This is a genomic window from Vibrio sp. Y176, assembly GCF_033438945.1.
In genome coordinates this window covers 1-506 of the sequence record NZ_JAWOQS010001249.1, presented here as the reverse complement: position 1 = coordinate 506, position 506 = coordinate 1, and the positions used below count along the sequence as shown (strand labels likewise).

2 protein-coding genes are annotated in these 506 nt (G+C 44.5%); one reads left to right on the top strand and one right to left on the bottom strand.

Annotated elements, in window-relative coordinates:
* On the top strand, positions 1-73 hold a 73-nt coding region (locus R7O13_RS31230; RefSeq protein ID WP_318305775.1), incomplete at its 5' end, for a LysM-like peptidoglycan-binding domain-containing protein.
* A 66-nt stretch (positions 74-139) separates the two neighbouring features.
* On the opposite strand, the gene R7O13_RS31225 is transcribed toward R7O13_RS31230, so the two are convergent.
* The coding region (locus R7O13_RS31225) for a GNAT family N-acetyltransferase (RefSeq protein WP_318305774.1) at positions 140-506 on the bottom strand (367 nt) is incomplete at its 5' end.

Genomic DNA, 506 nt, shown 5'->3' with positions numbered 1-506 from the left:
GCAACTGGAAAAGAGCGATCATTCGGTTATGTTTTTTCGCCTATCGGATGGCAGCTTCGGCCGAAACAAATAGTTTCCATTGTAGATTTTAAAAAGACGCGATTATCTCGCGTCTTTTTTATTGTAGTTTTGTAGAGGTTTATTGAGTCGATTGCTTCCTACGCATGTCTACGTGTGGAATTCCATCTTCTAAGTAACTATCAGAAATAACTTCAAATCCATGGTGAGCATAAAAATCGATAAGCTGTTCTTGTGCTCCAATGTCTATGGTTTTTTCGGGCCATAACGTAGAACATGCTTGGATGGCTCGTGTGATTAGCTGATGGCCTAAGCCACCACCTCGGGCTGTTTGTTTGGTCACGACTCGGCCAATACTGACGTTATCGTAAGTGGTTCCAGCTGGCAGAAGCCGAGCGCAGGCAACTAATTCATCATTGTGGTAGCCGAGTAGGTGATGAACGCCGTCAATAATATCCTTACCATCTAGCTCCGGGTACGGGCAAGTT